Here is an 18,066-nt window from a genome sequence, read left to right as displayed (position 1 = left end):
AGACCACCGTTTACGCAAACGGTTTAAGAGCATTAAACATATTTGTAGTTTTCTTTAACAACCATCTGTTTGCGCCCTTACAAACCGTTCTTTCCCTTTAACTTGGATATAAATTCTTGTCTTGTTATTTCTTCGGCACCAAGGCTGGCCAAATGATCGGTGTACATTTGACAATCTATGAACAGATAATTTTTTTGCTGTAGTTCTCTGGCCAATTCTATAAAGGCAAATTTTGATGCATTCGACCTAAGGCTGAACATACTTTCCCCGCAAAAAACATGACCTAAGTCTACACCGTACAAGCCCCCGACCAAATCGTCACCTTCCCAAACTTCATATGACTTTGCATAGCCTTTTTTATGAAGATCAAGATACGCCCATTGCATGGCCTCCGTGATCCATGTACCTTCTTGCTCTTCACGTTTTACCGTTGAACAATGTTTAATAACTTTCTGAAAACACCGATTTACGGTTAACCTGAATTTCTGGTCCCTTATAACTTTACGCATACTCTTCGATACTTTTATCTTCCCTGGATACAGGATCATGCGAGGATCGGGGCTCCACCATAAAATAATGGAATCATCATCATTATACCATGGAAAAATACCGTTCCTATAAGCAAGTAAAAGTCTCTCTGCCGACAGATCGCCCCCTACGGCCAAAAGCCCCTCTGAAGTAGCATTTTCTACCGGCGGAAAGTAAAGCTCTTCGGTAAGAAAATAAATAGGATTCCGTTGATTTGACTCTTTCAATACTTTTTGTCTTTAAGTTAACCAAATACACCTAAAACAAAAAACTTGTTCAACACTGTGGCCGAACAAGTTTTCCCTTCTTCTTATGAAGATAATATTATGATGTTACTACTTGATAATTAGTATTAAAACGGAAGATCGTCATGATCTTCTTCGTTTAAATTGTCCGCTGGTTCAAAAGCCTCCATAGGAGGTACCGGTGGCATACCTTCGGGCTGCGCCGCTGGTTGTAAATTTTCTATACGCCAACCTTGAATAGAGTTAAAGTATTTAACCTCGCCTTGTGGGTTTGTCCATTCCCTACCCCTAAGGTTAATACTTATTTTTACATCTTGGCCCACATTATAACTGTTCAACAAATCACATTTGTCTTGAACAAATTCTACCATTATAGTTTGTGGATATTGTTCATCTGTGGTAATAACAACTTCTCTTTTGCGAAATCCGTTATTGCCAAATGTCTTTGTTTCACCTATTAATTTTATTTTCCCTTCTATTTCCATCTTGTGTTCACTTTTGCTTCAAAAACCAAAAATACGCAAAATGAACGGGGTATAAAATAATGAGTTGCGATTATAGCACAACAATTATTTACATTTAGGGTTATATTTATTAGTACAAAACCATTGGATGAACTTTAGTCCTAAAAACAAAATTACCAACATCTTCCTGGTAATCGGGGCCTTCATAGTCGTGAGCCTGATTCTATGGAACACGAATAGTTTTTTTAAAAAATTTAAAGAGGAAGAACGCCTTAAAATGGAAATTTGGGCAACGGCCCAATCCGAATTTTTACAGTCATCGGAAGATGTAGATTTGGGAAGTCTACATTTAAAGGTTTTTCAGAACAACACCTCTACCCCTATGATCTTAATAAACAAGGACAGTTCCATAAGGGTAAACAACATTCCGGCAGAAATGGCGTCCGATTCCGTTTATATTGCAAAAAAACTACGTCAGTTTCAAGATGAGAACACCCCCATTTCCATAGATCAGCAAGGCGAGCATTTGGCTACGTTGTATTACGGAAACTCAGAGGTTTTGAACAAATTAAAATTCTACCCAATAGCTCTTTTATTGATCATATTTCTTTTTGGGGCCGTAATCTTCTTTTTGTTCAGAACCAACAAAGCAGCCGAACAAAACAAGCTATGGGCAGGCATGGCCAAAGAAACCGCTCATCAAATAGGCACGCCGCTATCCTCACTTCTAGGATGGAACGAATTGCTAAAGACCGAAAGTATAAACCCTGACATTACCAAAGAAATAGATAAGGATATAGATAGGTTAAAAACGATTACAGAACGATTTTCAAAAATTGGATCGTTGCCCAAATTAAACGAAGCCGATATCGTGGCCGAGACCAAGGACGCCTTTGACTATCTAAAAAGAAGAAGCTCTAAACTAATTCACTTTTCTTTTAAGTCGAATATAGAGTATGCCCCTGTCCTATTGAACAGTTCTCTTTATAACTGGACTATTGAAAACTTGGTCAAAAATGGTATAGATGCCATGAAAGGAAAAGGAACCATTGCTATTGAGATAGTTCCCCAAGGAAAATTCGTATCCATTTTAATTGCAGATACGGGTCACGGTATCCCCAAAAGTAATTTTAATACTATTTTTGCCCCTGGAGTTACTTCCAAAAAAAGAGGATGGGGTTTAGGACTATCTCTGGTAAAAAGAATTATAGAAGAATACCACAACGGTAAAATAAAAGTACTTTCTTCTGGAAAAGAAGGTACTATAATGCAAATTTCCCTTAAAGTACACCAATAGTTATGGCAAAGGAAAAACTGGTTATAATCAAAGAAGCGGACCTAAAGAACAATTGTCCCGAGTGCTTTAATCAAGACCTAAAGCTTACCTTTTATCAAAAACACAGTTATGGGCCTTTTTTCCATAAAACTACCAACGAAATAACCAATCAGATCGTTTGTAGAAAATGTAGCTCTATGATCTATCCAGTAAAATGGACAGATGATATAGAACGAATGTTCGACTATTACCAAAAGACCGTAGTGCCCGAAAAAAAATCTACGCGCCCAACTTTTTTGTTCTATATACTACTACTGCTAATTATCGCCCTAGTAGCTACCGGTGTATATTTTTACTTGGGAGGCACTATTAAAGTTTAGCGCTAATTTTCGAAGCTATCTCTTTAAATTCGGCATCCGACAACTGTACCTTTGATTGAAAGGTAGCATCTTTCATACTGTTCAAAGGAATTAGATGTACATGCACATGCGGCACCTCTAACCCGATTACGGCCATACCGACCCTATTACAGTCTATAGCTTCTTCTATAGCTTTCCCCACTTTTCTGGAAAAGCTCATTAAGCCACTATATGTGCCTTCATCCAAATCCAAAAGTTTATCCACCTCCTTTTTCGGAATACAGAGCGTATGCCCTTTGGCATTAGGATTAATATCGAGAAAAGCCAAAAAATTATCGTCTTCAGCTACTTTATAACAAGGTATTTCCCCTGCGATTATTTTGGTAAAAATGGTTGCCATGGTCTTATATATTTAAAAAAAATCCCATCAAAACAAATTGAATGATGAGATTAAAATTAGTTAATTATCTAATAACTACTCTCTGGTAATTTCTAGAATTTCAAATTTTAAAGTACCATTTGGAACCTTAATTTCTGCCACATCGCCCACACTTTTGCCAAGCAATCCTTTTCCTATAGGTGAGCTAACGGAAATTTTTCCTGATTTTAGGTCTGCCTCACTTTCGGCCACTAAAGTATATTTCATCTCCATTCCGTTATTCTGATTCTTTAACCTTACCGTAGATAGCACAAGAACCTTTGATGTATCTAACTGAGACTCATCTATTAAACGGGCATTGGCCAAGGTTTCTTCCATTTTAGAAATTTTCATTTCCAACAAACCTTGGGCCTCTTTGGCCGCATCGTATTCGGCATTTTCAGATAAATCTCCCTTATCACGGGCTTCTGCTATAGCCTGTGAAGCCTTTGGGCGCTCAACATCCCTTAAATAATTTAATTCTTCTTTCAGTTTTTTTAAACCCTCTGCTGTATAATATGATACGTTACTCATAGTGTCATCGTTTTATAAATAGCAAAATCCTCTTAAATAGCCACTTTACATGACTTTTTTTAGAGAGGATTTAACACAAATATATATAATTTTACGCACATTTGCCTATCAAAAAATAACAAACGACAATTGATTATGAGACGTATATATGCTATTTTGCTTTTATTGAATATATGTGCCTGCAGCAACGATAGCTCCAATAGAAACCCGTTCTTACAGGAAATTAATTTTCGTTTCGATGCCAACCTGAACTTACCCACCTATAGCCCTTTAAGTAACACGGGGAGTGCTGTTTGGGTACCTACACAAGGTGTTGGTTTACGTGGTGTGTTCATAATCAATGTCGGCTTTGATCAATTTAGGGCCTTTGAAGCAAGTTGCCCCAATCATGTGCCCAACGATTGCTCTACAATGATTTTGGACGGGCAGTTGGTAACATGCGCATGTGAAGATTACCAATATAGTTTATTTACAGGCCAGTTACTAAATAGGCCCGATGACGATGATGGCGACACGCGTTATTATGACATGTTAGAATACAGGGCAAGTTTTAATGGTAGCAGTGTAACCGTATCTAATTAAGGTTTAGCTCTATACCATTTTCTGTTTCTTAGTATAGCTATCTCTCTCGGATTGAACCTCTGAAACGGTTTAAAGAAACTACACAGAATGGCTCATAAAAAAGCAAGAACCCATAATTTAAATAATTATAAATCATAGGTTCTTGCTCAGCACACAAAGTCTTTATTTAGAAGTTTAAGGTGGCTCCCAACAAAAAGTTGATACCCGCCTGAGGATAGTATCCCGCCCCCTCTATGGTGGTAATTACCCCAGGATTAGAGTAATCGTCGTCATAGGTGTAAAAATATCCATTCGATTCAAATTTGGCATCGAATATATTGTTCAACAAGCCAGAAAACACAATACTCTTTAAAAACCCATTACATGGCATTTCATATTGAAAATTCAGGTCGGTTTGTGAATATGCATCTAAAATAGAAGCTTCCGAATCTATATTGCCCATATATTGTTTGCCCACATATTTAGATAACAAGGACACCTGAAGGTTTTGTGTGGGGTTATAGGTAATAATATTTCCAATAATGACTTCTGGCGAAAAAGAAATATTGGTCTCCCCTAAATCTTCTAAGACACCATCTCTTTGAAAAACAAAATCTTTGTTCTTATTGGTGCTTAGAGCCATATTAGGTCGCCACAAAAATTTATCGCCCAGAGCTACTTGTGCGTCTACCTCTAATCCTAATCTATAGCTATCGCCTACGTTGGCCCTCAAGGGAGCCCCTACATCATTTAACTCGCCGGTCAAGACCAACTGATCTTTATAGTTCATGTAATACACATTGGTATTTACCTGCACATCTGCAGAAACATATCTCCAGCCCAACTCCCAATCATTAAGTTTTTCCGGCTTTGGGTTGCCATTTTCATAATCGTTTCTATTAGGCTCCCTATTGGCAACCGCAAACGACAGATAAAGATTGTTGTTGGTGTTTAAATCATAGGTTATGCCCGCCTTTGGGTTAAAAAAGTCAAAAGTATCATCGACCAAACCCGTCTCTTCTCCGTTGGCAGAATAACCAATGGTCCTATATTGTAAGTCTCCATAAAGTGACCATTTACTATTTAAATTGTAATTGGCCTTGGCGTATATATTAAAATCGGTTTTTGTAGAGTTGTCATCGTAATAGCGATCTCTATACTCGCTATTACTGGCATAACGAGCCCAGATTACCTCTCCAAAATGATCGCCTTCATATTTGTTATAACCGCCCCCAAAAATAAGATCTAGTTTATCTTTTTTATAATTGGCTGAAAATACCGTACCATAGAAATCGTTGACCAACCATCTTCTACGGATCAAATCTGTGGTATTCACTTCTTCGCCATTTACCACTATAGGCTCAAAATTATAGGTGCTAAAATCATCATCTTCCCTATACTGCTCAAAAAACCCTCGTCCATGAGTATAATGCAATGCTATATTGGTACTCCAGTTATTTGAAATCTCTTGGTTCCAGAGCAATTGCGCATGGTTTTGCTTATAATCGTCTACCTCGTTATCGTAGGTATAATAATTATAGCGCCTATCGGAATTACGTAGGTTCTCTGCCTCGGATTCCGATAAGTAATTGTCAGCAATGAACTTTTCTATACCTGCCTCATCATTGTTAATTCTCGCCAATGGCGTTCCGTACCATGCTTGATAGGTAACTTCATGCCCTCCAAAAAACAATGCTTTAACGAGTGTATTGTCATCTTTATAGGCACCTTGTAAAAAATAGGAATCCAAATCCGATGATGCCCTATCAATATAACCATCGGATATGATTCTAGAAAGTCTTCCAGAAATCTCTACATGATCGTTCAACAGCCCGGTGCTAAATTTAAAGTTGTTCTTAAACGTATTAAAGCTTCCTATAGAAGACGAAATCTGCGCATAGGGATCTTCAGAAAAGCCATCGGTCAACAAGTTGAGACTGGCCCCAAAAGCACCTGCTCCGTTGGTAGAAGTACCTACACCTCTCTGCAATTGCAAGCTCTCGGTAGAAGAGGCGAAATCTGGCATGTTCACCCAAAAGGTGCCTTGCGATTCCGCATCGTTATAAGGTATGCCGTTAATGGTCACGTTTACCCGAGTAGCATCGCTGCCACGCACCCTTATGCTAGTGTAACCCACACCGGCACCGGCATCTGTAGTAGTTACTACAGAGGGCATAAAACTCATTAAAACAGGAATATCCTGTCCTAAGTTTCTTGTTTTGACCTCTTCTTTTGTTAGGTTCGAAAAGGTAACGGGAGACTCTTTGGTTACACGTACCGCAGAGACAAAGACCTCATCAAGTACTACTTTTTTTCCTTCCAAGGAATCTGTTGGTTGTTGGGCCCTAAGACCCATTGTTACCAGAAAGGCAACAGAAATTGTGAAAATAGTTTTCATCCGTAATAAATGTTACGAATAAAAGGGGCTATTATTCTAAGTTAAAAATTGATTTTTGCCCATCTAAGGACGTAGAAATTCCAAATTATAGCTTTCGCCTTCCCTTGGCGGCATTACCCGCCCAGGTTCATTGGGTATAATCTCAGCTTCTTCTCGATAGTTCAAGAATCGGCACCCCTTTGAGATGGCGCAAATGTAAGACACGAAAATTTATCCCACAATAGAAAAATGAAAAAGTAACCATCCCCGCCAAACAAAACATTTAACACCGTATTAAAACTATAAACACCCTATAATACGTACATATTACCAATGGAAAAACCTAAAAACAAGTTTACCCTCAAAATCATTATAAGCTACCTATTGCTACTGATATTGGCCGGTATAGCCGCCTTTTATATCTATTCGGAAATAGGCAGGTACCTCACAAAGGACCTCATCGGCGAAAACGATTCAAAGTTATTAAAGACCGGTTCACTATTGACCCAATTGTACGAGGCGGAAGGCCTATCTAAACACGCCCTACAATCAAAAAAAAGAAGGGATTTTGACAGTTACGTTACAAAAATAGACTCTATTTACGAGGATATTAAACAACTTAAGACCGCTACGAAAAACGAATATCAAAAGAACCTTTTAGATAGTTTAAAAATACTTCTGCAGAAAAAGGTAGATAATAACAGTGTGCTTAGAAAACTAAAAACCCAAGATCAAACCAGTGCCGCTATAGATCAAGCCTTAAACAAATTTGATAAGTTAGAAAAATCGCTAGGTGTAATTACCCCTGAAGGTATATCCCCAAATTTTAAAGACCTTTCGCCCAAGGCCCAAGATGTAATAAAAAAACTGGCGCAATACCTTAATGAAAATATTCCACCAGAAGAATCGGACGGACAAAATGCCGTTAAGGCCGATAGCGTTCTACAAGCCTCAAAAGCCTTGCTCAAAGAAGTACAAAAAGAGAACACCATAAACGTAAACTCGCTAGCGGCCAGAGAAATTGCCATTAACAAGACAGATATGGAGCTATCACAGCAACTAAGAAGTATACTGTCTTCGTTCGAGCAAGAAATTATAATGAACACTATAGACGAAAACATAAAAAGAGAAGCTGCCCTTAAAAGAAGTATCCGTTTGGCCATCATAGCGGCCTTACTAGGTTTCTTAGTGGTCGGTATTTTTATTTTTATCCTTAATAGAGATTTCTGGAAAGCTAACCTATTTCGTAAAAAACTTGAAAAAGAAAAGAAATATTCCGAAACATTATTAAAAAGCAGGGAACAGCTGATAGGCACGGTAAGTCATGACCTAAGAACTCCTTTAAATGCCATAACAGGTTATACCGATCTTTTAGAAAACTCGAAGATTACCCCTAAGCAGGCGCAGCATCTTTCGCATATAAAATCGGCCACGGATTACGTGAACAACCTCGTAAACGACCTTTTGGACTTTTCACAATTGGAAGCGGGTAAAATGGTACCTGAAAAAACCTCTTTTTCTTTATTCGACCTATTGCATGAAACGGTCAAAGATTTTGAAACCACTCAAAACAACGGCAAGGTAACCACCAAGACCTATATTGATGACGCCTTAAAAAAACCAATGATCAACGACCCATTGCGCATACGTCAAATTGTATCTAATCTTTTAGGAAATGCCTATAAATTTACAAAAGAGGGGAGTGTAATTTTAAAAGCTTCATTAGTATCGAAAGGCCCGCACACCACCAAGGTCAAAATTACGGTATCTGATACCGGTATTGGTATTTCACCAGAAGAGCAGCAACTTATCTTTAACGAGTTTACCCAGGCAAAAGACCAAGACATAAAAAGATATGGGGGCTACGGTCTAGGGTTGACGATATCAAAAAAACTGACAGAACTCTTAGGTGGCACGATAACCTTGGAGAGCGAAGTGGCCCAGGGAAGTTCTTTTACTTTAGAGCTCCCGATGCTGTTTTCTTCCGAAACAATATTGCAAAAAAAGAAGCCCGCTTTAAACCTACCCAACAAACCCCTAAAAATATTGGTAATTGATGATGACCCCGCCTTTTTGCACATGTTGGGAGAAATGATGAAAACAGCAAATATTGACACTATTCTGTATTCAGATTTTGAAAAAATAAGGAAAGACACGCCGCTAAAATATGATATTGTCTTGACCGACATAGAAATGCCAAATGCTTCTGGATTCGATGTTGTAAAAAGCTTATTGAATCTTGATTACGGCCATTTTCTACAACAACCCATTATTGCCATGACCGGCAGAAGAGATTTTCCCAAAGATCATTTTGTTTCCCTAGGGTTCGCAGGCGTTATAAGAAAACCATTTTCGAAACGAGAAATCTTAGATCTCATCTTTTCCTTTTTTAAGGAATACAATGTTCAAAGCGAAAGCATTAGAGAAGGTTCCCTTTTAGGTGAAGATGAAACAACCCTATACAACCTATCACAAATAAAATTGTTCTTGGGCGATGATGAACAAGCTATCAACGAATTGCTACATACTTTTTATACTGACACTAAAGAAAATAAAGAACACCTAGAAAAATCGGTACAAACAAAAAACATTAAAGAACTAAATAGGGTCGCCCATAAAATGCTTCCTATGTTTAGACAAATGGCAATTGAAAGTTGCGTGCCTATCTTGGTAGAATTTGAACTTGCCACTTTAGAAAATACTTCGTGGTCACAAATCAAATCTGACTTTTTAATCTTACGTAAAAAATTGGAGAAACTGCTTTCTGCAATAAGGGAAAGAATTATTTAAACATCCAACTTGTAATAACCAATTCTATTATACAAGGTTTTTCTGGTAATCTGCAGTAGTTTGGCAGCTTTAGATTTATTGTAATTGGTTCGCTTTAATGCTTTTATTATCCGATCTTTTTCAAACTCTTCCTTTGTCATGTTCACAGAACTTGTCTTCTGCGATGGTTCTAAAATATCGGGAGGTAAGGCAGAAGGCTGTATATCTCCGTTTTCGGAAAGTAAAACGGCCCTTTGAACAACATTTTGCAGCTGCCGTATATTTCCCGGCCAACTGTAAGACTTGAATATGTCCCATACCTCATTGGAAAAACCGTCAACTTGTTTTCCCAATTTCTCATTGGAAACTTTTAAAAAATGATCGGCAAATATGGGCAAATCTTCAGGCCTATCTACCAATGAAGGTATTTTTAACGAAAATTCGTTCAACCTGTGATATAGATCTTCCCTAAAACTTCCACGTTCCACGGCCAATTTTAAATCCTCGTTGGTGGCAGAAATTATACGTACATCGACTTTAATTTCGGCATTGCTTCCTATACGCTTTATTTTTCGCTCTTGTAAGGCCCTTAAAAGTTGTACTTGGTTTTCATAAGAAAGGTTGCCTACCTCATCTAAAAACAAAGTACCGCCATTGGCCGCTTCGAAACTACCTATCTTGTCTGAGATCGCACCGGTAAAACTACCTTTTAAATGTCCGAAAAATTCACTGGCGGCCAACTCTTTCGGAATGGCCCCACAATCAAGGGCCATAAAGGCCTTGCCTTTTCTTTTACTATTGTTATGGATAGATTTTGCGGTCACTTCCTTGCCCGTACCGCTCTCTCCGGTAATTAAAACCGACATATTTGTTGGGGCCACCAAAGAGATATATTGTTTTAATTTATCTGAAGCCTCACTAATAAACTTTAATTCTTCTTTTTCCAGAACCTCATTGCCCTCTATAGATAAGTTCGATGGTCCGTTATTTCGAACTTTATCCTTTTTTTCTGTTATATCCTCTTTTTTATTGAGAGCACTCTCGATTATGTCCAAAATTTGGTCAGGGGCAAAAGGTTTAGAAATATAATCATATGCCCCTTCTTTCATGGCCAGTACGGCCGTAGGAACTTCAGCATAGCTGGTCATAACAATTATTGGAACCTTACGGTTCGATTGCGATATTAATTTGATACCGTCATAGTCTGGAAGTCGCAGATCTGTAATGATAAGGTCAAAGATAGATTCCTTAATTTTTTTTTCACCATCCAATCCAGTAGGACTGTGGGTTACTTCATACCCTTTCTTATCCAAAAATTTGGATAGCATTTGGGCAAAAGAGGTATCATCTTCAACTATAAGGATTTTAGCCATAAAAGTCCTACGTATTCTTTAAGATTTTATATATGTAAAAATAGCACAAGACAGCTATTTAAGTTCTAAAATTATCATAAAGATAGTGCTTTGAACAGATCATATATAAATAGGAAGAGGTAGCATAATGCTACCTCTTCCTGACCAAACCAACTTGTGATACAAACAAGTTATCTTTTACATATCCAACCAATTACCTTCTTCATCGGCATATAGGGTACCTTGGGTACCGTCTTCCAAGGATACTTCCAACTTATACTGTTTTTCTTCGTTCACATAGGCCTTGTTTATGGTAGCAGTTGGGTAGTTCGTTGCTACCGCATTGCTAACCGCCTCCGGAAGATCGGAAGTTGCTATTTCTGTAAATTCGCTTACGGTCACAACAATGGTCTCATCCACCTGTGCCATATCTGCTTCTTGGGCAGTTATAGATAAACTTCCTATTGCCAATGCTCCTAATAAAAATAACTTTTTCATGTCTTCTTAATTTTGTAGTTAATAATTAATCTTTAAAATCATTTTGTATAGTAGCAAAACAGTGCCAATCTATATAATAACCACAAAATATTGACTATAAGTTATTTACATACATTTCATTATATCTTATAATGGGTAATTGTGTATACTTTGCCCATAAACGAGTAAGAATTACACAAAAAAAAGGAGCCACCGAAGCAACTCCCTTCCCAACCAACCAAAAAAAACGTTTTGTTATACTATTTTATCAAACATGCACGTAACAACTAAATAAACCATGTTCAATTTCAATTTTCGGGGAATCAAGGTATAACTAATGTTCTCGATTATTCGGCTGTTCCTTCATAGTTAATGGTTAGTGTTTCCACGAAGGTTTTTTTATTGTCTTTTACGCTTCTAATATCAACATCGCTCACATCATCATTCTTAGCTTCTATCTTTGATTCATTAATTATTACTGATGCAAATACCCAAGTACCTATGGTTATAATCCCCAACAGTAATGATTTATTGAAATGTGTCATATTCGTCTTCAAAATAAGAGTAGTGATCATAAACCAAACCGTTATAAAAACTACCGATACATTTTAAAATTCTTGCTTTACACTTATTAAGACACACATTTTTTAGATAGGTCACTCTTTGACATAAAAAAAAACCGCAAAAGCAGCTTTTTTTTAAAAGCGATTCTGGAACTACTTCCTATTCAACCAATTACCGTAAGAATCTATATAAACAATTCTTCGGGTACCACTTTTAAGTATCATTATCAACTTAAATTCCCCTTTAGAATTTTTATAGGCAGCTCCCAATTTTGATGTTGGATATTGTTTTAACAATTCTTCTACCACCGGAGGTGTTAGTTCGCTAGAGGAAATTTTTTTGAACTCATCGGTAACTATTACAGTATCTTCCATATTTATATTTCCTGAACGATCCATTGCTTTGGCACTAATTACCATGCCCAATGCTATTGTGGCAAATACCAAGTATTTTTTCATGCTTAAGTTTTAATGCTTGTTAAATATCTTTTCCTACATATGTACGAAGACGAACGGAACATGGATGTTTTATTGTATGATTTTCCTAAAATTTCCTACAAACGACAAAAGCTGCCTAGGCAGCTTTTGTTATCCAATCAACAAACTATAAAAAGTATTTACATTTGAATCCAATTGCCTTCGGCATCTGCATATAGCTCCAAGCTACTGCCTTCTGCAGTAGATACTTCCAATTTGTATTGTTCTTCTCCGTTTACATAGGCTTTATTGAGAGTGGCACCAGGATAATCTGTTTCTAAAGCCGTGATTACGGCAGAAGGAACATCCGATACGGCAATTTCCTTAAAATCTTGAACGATCAACTCTTCCATAATGCCATCATGGAATATAATAGGGGTTGCAGCGGTTCCCAATGTAAATCCTCCTATTGCTATAGCTGTGGCAAAAACTAATTTTTTCATCTTAAGTCTATTTTAGTTAAACATTCTTGACTCAACTACTGAAAAAAGGATACCATTCCTGCGCTTTTAACCAATTACCCATATAATAAACTGAAAATCAATTATTTGAAGCAACATTATTAATTGAACGCGATGTGTAATTGTGTACACAAACAAAAAAAGTGTGTAACTATTTACACACTTTTTTTGTCAAATATTCTATTTTTTAAACCTGATGTGAATCTTTTAAAAGATCTGTCACTGTTTTTACAGGATTAAAGGTAACCAATGGCACCTCTACGAATATGGTGTTCCAATGTGCCATTGCCCCGTTCCAAAGTCCTGGCAATTCCAAAGCCTTTAATTCTTTACCGTCCTTGGTCTTATCTGTTATAAACCCCTGTTTCGGATCTACAAATTTCATAAGGTCATATTTACGGCCCTTATAGTCTCTAATTCCACAGACCAAATCCACCGGATTAAAATGCGTAGCATTCTTCAAGATTTCTACCTGTGCCTTATTTTGCATATCGATCTGTGCCGATTCTACTATTTGCAAAGAGACCTCCCCTTCAGAGTTTTTTATCCAAAAAGGACCTCCGCCCGGTTCACCTTCATTTTTTACCATTCCGCAAACTCGAATGGGCCGGTTAATCTTATCCTTTAAGAAAGCTACTTTTTCTTTCTTTGTCAATTTATTAAATCCGTTATTGAACTTCACGTTCAATTTTGTTTCCAAGAAAGTGGCAATGGTAGCTATCTCTTCTTCGGTCACATCTTCTTTATCCAATTTTTCGGCATAAGAAAATGCCTGTTCTTGAACTTTGAGCAATATGCCGGCCAACACTTTTTTACTATTGGCAACAGCCTCCGCATCTTTCATCACTGAGACATTATCGATATTCTTTATAAAAATGATATCGGCGTCTTGCTCGTTTAAATTTTCAATAAGCGCCCCATGACCCCCTGGTCTAAACAATACCGTACCATCTTGGTTGCGAAAAGGCTTATTCTCCATATCCACCGCAATGGTGTCGGTTGAGGGTTTTTGAAAACTATAATCAACAGTATAGGTAACTCCCGTATCTTTTGAAACTCTTTCCCCCACGTTCTTCAATTCGGATTTGAACATTTCTTCATGCTGTTCGGAAATCGTAAAATGGAGTTTTGCCTTTTTTGACGAGCTTGCATACGAGGCACTCTCTTTTAAATGCTCCTCAAAGGGGGTTGCAGTATGTTCGCCATACTTATGAAACGGCAATAGACCTTTAGGATAAAAACCATAGTTCATGGTCTCTTCGCCCAACAGTTCTGCAACGAACATATAGACCTTCTGCCCCTTACTTTTAAAGTCTTTTGCCAATCTTTTCATGACACTCTCATAAAAGGGCATACGCTCAAGACCATCGGACAGTTTCTTAATATCGTTGTTTCCTGTACGTTCAAGGTAAGATTCCAACGTTTCTTTCTCAGGGTCATAGGCGTTTAAAAATGCAAACAAGGCCTTGAACATACGTGATGCAGCACCCGACGCCGGCACAAATTTTAAGACCTCCAGACCCTGCAATCTTGTTTCGTACAACTTGATCAATTCTTTTTCTTCATCTTCGGTAAAACGATAAATACCATTGCCAACCACGGCGGCATTTTGCAAATCGACAAACGGTATACCTTCTTTAAACGTATTGATCTGATCTAAAACCTTCTCTTTGGCAATGCCTTTGCTTGCCATCTGCTCTAGATCTTGACTTGTAAATTCTATCATTTTTTCAGCAATTTATCTATATGTTCTATTGCGCAATTGAGACGCTCTTTCTTATTCCCTTTTAAGGTAATAAAATTGCGCTCATATTTTTCTAAAGTTTCTTTAAAATACCCAAACATTTCTTCCCTTTCGTTCGGTTTGTCCCGTAAATCATCAGCTTCCCAAGGTATATCAATATAAGTAAGCAAATAAAGATCATAGGTGTTGGCAAGTGCGTATTTCTCTAAAATAGGATCACAGTCGCCTACATAATAAGCTTCGGAATACACCTTGGTCTCCAAGAGGTCGGTATCGCAAATTAAGAGGTCGGTCGCTTTTTTTGTAAGTTCGTTCTCCAACTTCATTTGTCCGGCGGCAATGGGCAATAGGTCTTTGGGTTCACAAGTCTTTCGTTCGTTGTTCCACTTGTTTTGGAGATATTCGCGCGCATATTCTGGCACCCAAACAGTGTTATAGTACCTTGCCAATTGTTGTGATAACGTAGTCTTTCCTGTAGATTCGGGCCCAAAAAGAACAACCTTTATGATATTTGAAGGTTGTTGTTTATATTTTTCTTCCATGCATTATAACCGTAAACGGCCAGTATTGTAAAAATGAGATATTGAAAACTTGTAAATGTAAATCCTTTGTAAAAATAGAGCGGTACAGAGATAATATCCCCGATAATCCAATATACCCAATTTTCCACTTTTCGTTTGGCCATAAGCCACATACCCACAAAAAAAACAGCGGTTGTTATAGTATCAACATAAGCGGTCCAACTATTCCACTTATCAAAAGCTTGATAGACCACAAAAACGAAAACTATGGTCGCAAAAAAAATAATGACCGAAATTTTATGTTCCTTTTGGGTAACTCGGGTAATCGGCGTTACATTTTCTTCGTCCACTTTTCTGGTCCAAACATACCAACCATAAACGCTCATTGAAAAGTAATAGATGTTTATAAGCATGTCTCCGATCAATCCCCATTTAAGCAAGAGGTAAACAAAAATAGAGGTGCTGATCATTCCGGTAGGGTATACCCAAATATTGTTTTGTTTGGAAAACCAAACCGACAATAGACCAAAAAATACCGCAATAATCTCCAATACCGTATCTACCGTATCGTAATCGCTATATTGACCAAAGAGATAATCAAACATTGAACTCATAGTAGCTTTTATTGGGTTGCACAAACTTCACGTATGGCAACCTTCACATAAGAACCATAAACTTGAATGTGTAAAGGGCTTTCTAAAACTGCTAAACCCAAATTTTCAAGTTTTTTTATAAAACAGATTATATTGTTTTGAAAATTATCCGGTAAAGAAGAAAAAGTAAGTGCTTCCGATATTTTCATTATTAAATTTTAATGGGCGATAAAGATATTTGTTACAAGTATCATAAACTATTTACAGCTTTCTTAATGGCATAAACACAGGTAAAATTCTCAAATTCCATAAAATTGACAGTATAGTCGGTATGATCGCCCTTGTATAGAATTTCTGCAGTGGTCTTGCCGTCTGCAAACGAAAAATCGGCAACAATAATGTGGTGCAAAAAGCTAATTCCCTGTTGACCGTAGATTTTGTAAAGAGATTCTTTTGCCCCCCAAACAATAGTAAGCTTACGAATAACAGCTTCTACATTTGCCAAACTTTTATATTCCTCAAAAGGTGTGAACTTATGTGCTATTCTTAGAATTTTTTCTCGCTGCATTTCTATATCAATACCTACCTCTTCCCTTTTACTAATGATTATTGCAGTAAAATTATGGGAATGGGTAATGGATATAAAATTTCCGTCCCTCAAATGAGGTTTGCCCACCTCATCGTAGAATAAATCATGATCCACATAACCATATAATGCCAGTAAATGCCGGATGCTCAAAAACGCCCTACGATGCATTTCAGACTTCATTCCATCATAACGTATTTGACATTTTTTACACAACCGAATACCTTTTGACAAAAATTCTTCTGTCTCCTCTACCTTCCAAATTGCAATGGAGGTATCCTTATTTACTGTTATAGTTTTATAAACCGGCATGATTACTTGTGTATTTTGTACCTTTGCAGCACAATAAAAAAAGCTAAACGCTTATAAACGAAAGTAAAAAGAAAAAAACATATGAGCACCACAACCATACCATTTGTACCTTATAAAGTAAAGGATATTAGCTTAGCGGCATGGGGCAGAAAAGAAATAGAACTGGCAGAGGCAGAAATGCCGGGCCTAATGTCTCTAAGAGAAGAATACAAAGAAGAGCAGCCTTTAAAAGGTGCCCGCATTGCCGGATGTTTGCATATGACCATACAAACTGCGGTCTTAATAGAAACTTTGGTAGCCTTAGGGGCAGAAGTTACCTGGAGTTCTTGCAACATATTCTCTACCCAAGACCAAGCGGCCGCAGCCATTGCTGCAGCAGGTATTCCCGTTTATGCATGGAAAGGTATGAACGAAGAAGAGTTTGATTGGTGTATAGAACAAACCTTGTTTTTTGGTGAAGAAAGAAAACCCTTGAACATGATTTTAGACGATGGTGGTGACCTGACCAATATGGTATTGGACAAATACCCAGAATTGGCAGCAGGTGTAAAAGGGCTTTCAGAAGAGACCACTACTGGTGTACATAGATTATATGAGCGTGTTAAAAAAGGTACATTGCCCATGCCCGCCATTAATGTAAACGACTCCGTAACCAAATCAAAGTTCGACAACAAGTATGGTTGTAGGGAAAGTGCTGTGGATGCCATTAGAAGAGCTACAGATACCATGCTTGCCGGCAAAAGAGTAGTAGTAGCTGGTTATGGTGATGTTGGTAAAGGAACTGCCGCTTCTTTTAAAGGGGCCGGTTCTATTGTTACGGTTACCGAAATCGACCCCATATGTGCGCTACAAGCCTGTATGGACGGTTTTGAGGTAAAAAAATTGGAAACGGTGATCGCAAATGCCGACATTGTAATTACTACCACAGGAAATAAAGATATTATCAGAGCCGAGCATTTTGAAGCTATGAAAGATAAGGCCATCGTATGCAACATTGGCCATTTCGACAATGAAATAGACATGGCGTGGTTAAATAAAAATTATGGTGATACCAAGGATGAGATAAAACCCCAAGTTGACAAATACACCATAAACGGAAAAGACATTATCGTTTTGGCCGAAGGCCGATTGGTAAACCTAGGCTGTGCCACCGGTCACCCAAGTTTTGTAATGAGTAACTCTTTTACCAACCAAACATTGGCACAGATCGAGTTATGGAACCATAGCGACAAGTACAAAAATGACGTTTATATGCTACCCAAGCATTTAGATGAAAAGGTTGCCAAATTACACTTATCGCGTTTAGGTGCCGAACTTACAGAACTTAAACCCGATCAAGCAGCTTATATAGGTGTTACGGTCGAAGGTCCTTTTAAACCTGATTACTACAGATACTAAGAAGTATTCATCTTATTATAAAAAAAACCCTTACATATTCGTAAGGGTTTT

The 18,066-nt window shown here is 37.6% G+C and carries 20 protein-coding genes; 5 read left to right on the top strand and 15 right to left on the bottom strand.

Features of this window, described 5'->3' with window-relative positions:
* Positions 1 to 77: 77 nt before the first annotated feature.
* Entirely contained in the window at positions 78 to 755 is a 678-nt protein-coding gene (aat, locus tag AB657_RS14635) for a leucyl/phenylalanyl-tRNA--protein transferase (RefSeq protein WP_232304893.1), read from the bottom strand.
* A 125-nt stretch (positions 756 to 880) separates the two neighbouring features.
* Positions 881 to 1,258: a DUF3127 domain-containing protein gene (locus tag AB657_RS14630; protein ID WP_047247169.1), complete on the bottom strand. Its 378-nt coding sequence runs from the start codon at positions 1,256 to 1,258 to the stop codon at positions 881 to 883.
* A gap of 127 nt (positions 1,259 to 1,385) precedes the next feature.
* On the opposite strand from AB657_RS14630, the gene AB657_RS14625 reads away from it, so the two are divergent.
* On the top strand, positions 1,386 to 2,534 hold the full coding sequence (locus AB657_RS14625) for a sensor histidine kinase (protein ID WP_047247168.1): 1,149 nt from the start codon (positions 1,386 to 1,388) through the stop codon (positions 2,532 to 2,534).
* Positions 2,535 to 2,536: 2 nt separating this feature from the next.
* Complete coding sequence (locus AB657_RS14620) at positions 2,537 to 2,893, top strand: hypothetical protein (RefSeq protein ID WP_047247167.1); 357 nt, start codon at positions 2,537 to 2,539, stop codon at positions 2,891 to 2,893.
* Here the strand turns inward: AB657_RS14620 and AB657_RS14615 are convergent.
* Positions 2,883 to 3,272, bottom strand: coding sequence for an HIT family protein (locus tag AB657_RS14615; RefSeq protein ID WP_047247166.1), 390 nt, complete (start codon positions 3,270 to 3,272; stop codon positions 2,883 to 2,885). The two genes, AB657_RS14620 and AB657_RS14615, sit on opposite strands and share 11 nt — an antisense overlap.
* Before the next feature lie 75 nt (positions 3,273 to 3,347).
* Entirely contained in the window at positions 3,348 to 3,824 is a 477-nt protein-coding gene (gene greA / locus AB657_RS14610) for a transcription elongation factor GreA (protein ID WP_047247165.1), read from the bottom strand.
* 135 nt (positions 3,825 to 3,959) lie between these two features.
* Between greA and AB657_RS14605 the strand changes: the two genes are divergently transcribed.
* Positions 3,960 to 4,406, top strand: a complete 447-nt coding sequence (locus AB657_RS14605; protein ID WP_047247164.1) for a Rieske (2Fe-2S) protein — start codon at positions 3,960 to 3,962, stop codon at positions 4,404 to 4,406.
* A 166-nt stretch (positions 4,407 to 4,572) separates the two neighbouring features.
* Here the strand turns inward: AB657_RS14605 and AB657_RS14600 are convergent, their stop codons facing one another.
* The gene (locus AB657_RS14600) at positions 4,573 to 6,783 is read right to left on the bottom strand and encodes a TonB-dependent receptor (RefSeq protein ID WP_047247163.1); all 2,211 of its coding nucleotides are present in this window, start codon (positions 6,781 to 6,783) and stop codon (positions 4,573 to 4,575) included.
* 312 nt (positions 6,784 to 7,095) lie between these two features.
* On the opposite strand from AB657_RS14600, the gene AB657_RS14595 reads away from it, so the two are divergent.
* Positions 7,096 to 9,552, top strand: a complete 2,457-nt coding sequence (locus tag AB657_RS14595) for a hybrid sensor histidine kinase/response regulator (RefSeq protein WP_052958717.1) — start codon at positions 7,096 to 7,098, stop codon at positions 9,550 to 9,552.
* Here the strand turns inward: AB657_RS14595 and AB657_RS14590 are convergent.
* The 10 genes from AB657_RS14590 to AB657_RS14545 all read right to left on the bottom strand — a co-directional run bounded on the left by AB657_RS14590 (position 9,549) and on the right by AB657_RS14545 (position 16,617).
* The gene (locus tag AB657_RS14590) at positions 9,549 to 10,904 is read right to left on the bottom strand and encodes a sigma-54-dependent transcriptional regulator (RefSeq protein WP_047247162.1); all 1,356 of its coding nucleotides are present in this window, start codon (positions 10,902 to 10,904) and stop codon (positions 9,549 to 9,551) included. The two genes, AB657_RS14595 and AB657_RS14590, sit on opposite strands and share 4 nt — an antisense overlap.
* Before the next feature lie 177 nt (positions 10,905 to 11,081).
* Positions 11,082 to 11,381: a hypothetical protein gene (locus tag AB657_RS14585; protein WP_047247161.1), complete on the bottom strand. Its 300-nt coding sequence runs from the start codon at positions 11,379 to 11,381 to the stop codon at positions 11,082 to 11,084.
* A 326-nt stretch (positions 11,382 to 11,707) separates the two neighbouring features.
* Positions 11,708 to 11,917: a hypothetical protein gene (locus AB657_RS14580; protein WP_157491761.1), complete on the bottom strand. Its 210-nt coding sequence runs from the start codon at positions 11,915 to 11,917 to the stop codon at positions 11,708 to 11,710.
* 159 nt (positions 11,918 to 12,076) lie between these two features.
* A complete protein-coding gene (locus AB657_RS14575) occupies positions 12,077 to 12,382 on the bottom strand; it encodes a hypothetical protein (RefSeq protein WP_047247159.1) in 306 nt (101 codons plus the stop codon).
* 158 nt (positions 12,383 to 12,540) lie between these two features.
* Positions 12,541 to 12,843 (bottom strand): hypothetical protein, encoded by a 303-nt coding sequence (locus tag AB657_RS14570; protein ID WP_047247158.1) that lies wholly within the window; start codon positions 12,841 to 12,843, stop codon positions 12,541 to 12,543.
* A 205-nt stretch (positions 12,844 to 13,048) separates the two neighbouring features.
* Positions 13,049 to 14,587 (bottom strand): DUF4301 family protein, encoded by a 1,539-nt coding sequence (locus AB657_RS14565; RefSeq protein WP_047247157.1) that lies wholly within the window; start codon positions 14,585 to 14,587, stop codon positions 13,049 to 13,051.
* Complete coding sequence (locus AB657_RS14560) at positions 14,584 to 15,147, bottom strand: AAA family ATPase (protein ID WP_047247156.1); 564 nt, start codon at positions 15,145 to 15,147, stop codon at positions 14,584 to 14,586. Before AB657_RS14560 ends, AB657_RS14565 begins: the two co-directional genes overlap by 4 nt.
* Positions 15,108 to 15,740, bottom strand: coding sequence for a nicotinamide riboside transporter PnuC (gene pnuC / locus AB657_RS14555; RefSeq protein WP_047248022.1), 633 nt, complete (start codon positions 15,738 to 15,740; stop codon positions 15,108 to 15,110). Before pnuC ends, AB657_RS14560 begins: the two co-directional genes overlap by 40 nt.
* Before the next feature lie 8 nt (positions 15,741 to 15,748).
* Complete coding sequence (locus AB657_RS14550) at positions 15,749 to 15,928, bottom strand: hypothetical protein (protein ID WP_047247155.1); 180 nt, start codon at positions 15,926 to 15,928, stop codon at positions 15,749 to 15,751.
* 41 nt (positions 15,929 to 15,969) lie between these two features.
* Entirely contained in the window at positions 15,970 to 16,617 is a 648-nt protein-coding gene (locus AB657_RS14545) for a 4'-phosphopantetheinyl transferase family protein (RefSeq protein WP_047247154.1), read from the bottom strand.
* Positions 16,618 to 16,698: 81 nt separating this feature from the next.
* Here AB657_RS14545 and ahcY point away from each other — a divergent pair, with 81 nt between their 5' ends.
* Positions 16,699 to 18,015: an adenosylhomocysteinase gene (gene ahcY / locus AB657_RS14540; protein ID WP_047247153.1), complete on the top strand. Its 1,317-nt coding sequence runs from the start codon at positions 16,699 to 16,701 to the stop codon at positions 18,013 to 18,015.
* Positions 18,016 to 18,066: the final 51 nt, after the last annotated feature.

Origin of the sequence: Maribacter thermophilus, from assembly GCF_001020565.1 — a bacterium.
GTDB lineage: Bacteria > Bacteroidota > Bacteroidia > Flavobacteriales > Flavobacteriaceae > Maribacter > Maribacter thermophilus.
Note: the sequence above shows the minus strand (reverse complement) of the source record. Positions and strands in the feature narration are given on the sequence as shown.